Annotated in this window: 5 protein-coding genes; all 5 read right to left on the reverse strand. The window is 36.0% G+C overall.

Going from position 1 to position 4,804, the window contains the following annotated elements; all coding sequences use genetic code 11:
- Window positions 1-309: carboxypeptidase-like regulatory domain-containing protein (locus HP439_RS17680; protein WP_246229406.1), on the reverse strand; the 309-nt coding region annotated here is incomplete at its 3' end.
- Window positions 310-414: 105 nt separating this feature from the next.
- A complete protein-coding gene (locus HP439_RS17685) occupies window positions 415-726 on the reverse strand; it encodes a hypothetical protein (protein WP_172391659.1) in 312 nt (103 codons plus the stop codon).
- Between the two features lie 88 nt (window positions 727-814).
- Entirely contained in the window at window positions 815-2,851 is a 2,037-nt protein-coding gene (locus HP439_RS17690) for a heavy metal translocating P-type ATPase (RefSeq protein ID WP_172391660.1), read from the reverse strand.
- The gene (locus HP439_RS17695; RefSeq protein ID WP_172391661.1) at window positions 2,851-3,450 is read right to left on the reverse strand and encodes a methyltransferase family protein; all 600 of its coding nucleotides are present in this window, start codon (window positions 3,448-3,450) and stop codon (window positions 2,851-2,853) included. The genes HP439_RS17690 and HP439_RS17695 overlap by 1 nt, the downstream gene beginning before the upstream one ends.
- Before the next feature lie 12 nt (window positions 3,451-3,462).
- The gene (locus HP439_RS17700; protein ID WP_172391662.1) at window positions 3,463-4,716 is read right to left on the reverse strand and encodes an efflux RND transporter periplasmic adaptor subunit; all 1,254 of its coding nucleotides are present in this window, start codon (window positions 4,714-4,716) and stop codon (window positions 3,463-3,465) included.
- Window positions 4,717-4,804 lie beyond the last annotated feature (88 nt).

Consider the following 4,804-nt stretch of genomic DNA (forward strand, 5'->3'; position numbering starts at 1 on the left):
AACCACTTCTTCTAATTCCTCTGAATTTTCTTTGAGTAAGATTTCAATAACGCTGATGTTCTTTAATGGGAATTCCAATGTATCAATATGGTCGTTAAAACCGATATAGCTGAAATGTATTTCCTGTATCCCGTCAGGAATATTTTCTATTATGATGAGACCTTTTTCGTTTGATGTAGCGGCAAGCGAGGTTCCTTTTATAGATGCTGTCACTCCAATCAAAAGATTTTTGTTTTCACTGTCTTTAACAACAGCATTTAAAGTGTTTTGCGCGAAAACACAGAGATTTAGTGTCATAAAAAATGACATAAAGAGTATTTTTTTCATTGTCTGAAAAATTATTAATGTTTGAAAAATAAGAATTGACGGTTTGTAGCACCGTAATCTGTTATTGTGCCGAAGACACTAAAAACATTAATTAATTTTAGGGGGTTGCCAAATGGAAGAGAGGAAGTCTGAAACAGCTGACGCTGTTATTACACCTAATTTCTTTTTAGGTTGTTGGACATAATTGGTTGTTAAAGCATAAAAGGAAGTAATTACAAATCCAGTACAGGTATTGCATTTAGAAAAAGGAGAGCAACATTCCATACCGCAATCGTCGCTATCTTGTTCTTGACTATTTGTTGTTTGATGTATGACGTCAAAGCATTTATCTTCCATAAAGCCTGGCAAAGTCGATAAGACCAAGACCATTAATGCTAATATGAATGATAAATGCTTCATTTTACAAATATATTAAAAACTACGTTACACCTTCTCCCGAGGGAGTAAATTAAAATTACTCCCTATTTTTCATAAATTGACTTGTCCATTAAAATTTCATGCGTTGTATGCGTACAGCGTTTAAAATTGCCAATAATGCAACACCCACATCAGCGAAAACGGCTTCCCACATTGTAGCCAAACCACCTGCTCCCAGAACTAGTACAATTCCTTTTACCGCAAATGCCAACGTAATATTCTGCCAAACAATTTTCTTAGTTTGCTTACCGATTTTGATTGCCATCGGTATTTTGCTCGGTTTATCATCCTGAATAACTACATCGGCTGTTTCAATAGTAGCATCGCTACCCAAACCGCCCATTGCAATACCAACATCGCTCAAAGCTACTACTGGTGCATCGTTCACTCCATCACCTACAAATGCTACAGTTTCACTTTTGGCTTTGATTTCTTTTACTTTATTTACTTTATCTTCAGGTAGTAAATCGCCGAAGGCATTATTAATTCCTAATTTATCGGCAACAAATTTTACTACGGTGCTTTTATCTCCGCTCAACATTGTGGTTTTTACTCCTAATGCTTTTAACTTGTCAATAGTTAGTTGTGCATCTTCCTTTATACTGTCGGCAATGGTAATGTAACCTACAAATTTTCCATTGTAAGCAATGGCAATTAAAGTGTAAACAATTGTGGTTGGGTCTAAATCATAATTGATATTGAATTTATCCATCAACTTAAAATTTCCTACTAATAATTCTTCTCCATTTACATTAGCTATCAAACCATGACCTGCAATTTCTTCTGTATTTTCTAACTTTATCGAGCTATCAATTTCACCTACATATTGATGTATAGCGGTAGCAACTGGATGTGTACTTTGGCTCTCTAAAGCATTTACCATTTTCAGGATTTCGTTTTTATCAAATTCAGATTTTAATACAACTTCTTGTACTTTAAAAACACCCTCCGTCATTGTGCCTGTCTTATCCATTACAACGTTTTGGATATTGGCAAGTGCATCTAAAAAATTACTTCCTTTGAATAAAATCCCATTTTTTGAAGCAGCACCAATTCCGCCAAAATAACCCAAAGGAATACTAATGACCAAGGCGCAAGGACAAGAAATAACCAAAAACACCAATGCTCTGTACAACCATTGACTAAATACGTAATCGCCTACAAAAAAATAAGGAACTATAGTAATTAGCACAGCCAACAACACAACAATCGGTGTGTAGATTTTTGCAAATTTGCGGATGAATAATTCTGTTGGTGCTTTTTGTGCGGTGGCATTTTGTACCAATTCTAAAATTTTGCTTAGCTTGCTATCAGTATAAGCCGTTGTTACTTTTACCTGTGCAACGGTGTTTAGATTTATCATTCCTGCCAATACGGTTTCGCCTTTGGTTTTGGTATCCGGCTTGCTTTCTCCTGTAAGTGCAGCGGTGTTGAATGATGCAGTTTCGGATAATAATTCGCCATCTAAGCCTAATTTTTCTCCGGGTTTTAATTGGATAATATTGCCAATGTTTACACTTTCTGCCTTTACTGTTTTTGCTTGATTGTTTTCTAAAACAGTTACTTCATCGGGACGTTGGTCGAGCAAGGTTTTAATATTTGCCTTAGCTCTTGTTACTGCCAATGTTTGGAATACTTCGCCAACGGCATAAAACAACATTACGGCAACACCCTCCGGATATTCGCCAATGGCAAAAGCTCCGATGGTGGCAATGCTCATCAATAAAAATTCTGAAAACACATCGCCTTTTCTGATGCTTTCAAATGCTTCTTTAATTACGGGTAATCCAACAGGTGCATACGCTACCACATACCAAACAATTCTTATCCAATCAGTAAACCAAGATTGAGAAAGCCAATTATCGAAAGTAATGGCAATCATCAATAATACAAAACTGATGATAGCAGGTAAGAACATTTGAAAGGTAGATTTATCGGTACTTCCGTGGTTATGACCGTCATCATCGGTGTGTTCGGGGGTATGTCCATCGTCGACGTGATGTTTTTCCAAAAGCTTTTTAGCATCGGCATCGGTATATATTTTTTCTTCTTGAGGTGTACAACAAAGCTGTTTACCTTGTTGATCGTACTTATGTTTGTGTTCCATTATAGTAATCTTTTAGTAGTTTGTTTATAGGATAAATATTCTTGTCCGTGTTGTTTCTCTAAAAATTCTTCTTCCAATCTTATCTGAATTTGGATAACGATATAAGTGGATAGCATCACGAAAAATGTAAGCGCATTGGGCAGTATGAAAAATATTCCTGTAACGCTGATTGTCATTCCTAAAAAAATCGGATTTCTGCTATAAGAGAATAAGCCTTTTGTTATTAATTCGGTTTTAATATTTTCGTCTATACCAATACGCCAACTGTTGCTCATTTGATATTGAGCAAGCGAAATCCAGAGTAGTGAAAGATGTATCAGCGTTAAGCCAATTATCAAAAACACGTCTTTCATTAGATAAGAAATCGGCACTACATATTGATATGCTTTATCGCTGAATGAATAAATGAATATAGCTACGAAAAGTAAGACTATCAATACTTTCATCACAAAACCGATGTAATCGTGTGCATTATCCGTTTTGCCGAATGTTATAGGGTTGATGCCTGTTTGCTTAAAGGTGCGGTATGACGGTAGCACAAAAGCTACCATCATATACAACACCAAATACAAAGGCAAATAAAATTTTAACCAAATCATAGTTTCTAATTTTTAATGCTCATGTCCGCCTGTATTAGATAATTTGGCATTTACAAAAAATGCACCTTTTACAACGACATGTGTCCCTTCGGCAATTTCATTAACGGGTGTAATAGCCGTATAACCTAATTCCGTAGCACCTTTCATCACTTCTATCTTTTCAAAATGTGTGCCTTTTTCCGAACTGTGGTCGTGACTTTCGCCTTCTATATGGTCATGTGGTTCTTCTTCCTGTTCTTTGACCAAAAAGATATAATACTTACCATCGGCACTGACAATTGCATCATTTGGCACAGATGGATTTAAAGCGCCATCCAGATTTACCATACCTGTTATATTCATCCCGTCTATAAGTCCTGTTTTATCCCCAATAACCTTACTGTGCACAGCAATAGTCTTGCTATTACTATTGAAAGAAGAACCTATATTATATACTTCTGCAGTATATCTTTTGTTCGGGCTGTTTGTTACAATAAAGTCTATTTTCTGACCAACTTTGATTAAAGGAACATCTTTTTCAAATACCTGTAAATCTAAATGCAAAGCACTGTTTTCTACCAATTCTGCAATAGGCGAAGAGACATCTACATAGCTTCCAATCTTGGCAAAAACGTCACTAACTATTCCATTTATGGGACTTGTAACTATCAATGATGATTTAAGGGTGGAATTTGATAAGGAAGCCGGATTAATACCCATCATCTGTATTTGCTGTTGCAATGATGCTTTTCGGGTTCTTAAAGTATTCAATTCGGTTGTCGCACTTTGCAAATTCTTTTTTGCACCTACATTCCCTTCGTTCAGGTCTCTTTGTCTTGTGAGTTCTTGTTCTGCGAATACTATTCCGCTATTGATCGTTAGATATTCCTCCTGTAGCTGTATAAATTGCGGATTAGAAATAGTAGCAATCGCTTGTCCTTTCTTTACGTAATCTCCAATTTCTACATTAAGCGTTTTTATTATTCCCCCGAACAGGGACGTCGCATTAGCCTTATTGGTATTAGGAACTCTTAAGAAGCCGTTGGCTTTCATCGTGGCAGATAATTGTTTCTGTTCAATTGAACCGATTTCAATACCTACTGTTTTTATTTGCTCATCGGTAAGTGTGACCGCGTTTTCTTCTTCGTGTTCATCTGATGATGTTTCCGACGGTGTATCGTGATTATGCCCATCTCCTTCTTTATGATTGTTTGTACAGGCATAAAAAGAAATTAAAGCTCCAGCGATTAAAACGCCAAAAAACAACTTATTTATATTACGTTTCATAGAATGTCTTATTTGCTAATTAGTGAATTGATAAGCGTTACAGTTTCATTGATCTGCTGTATGCTCTTTAGATAATTAAGTTGGATAT

Origin of the sequence: Sphingobacterium shayense, assembly GCF_013179575.1 — a bacterium.
Lineage (GTDB): Bacteria > Bacteroidota > Bacteroidia > Sphingobacteriales > Sphingobacteriaceae > Sphingobacterium > Sphingobacterium shayense.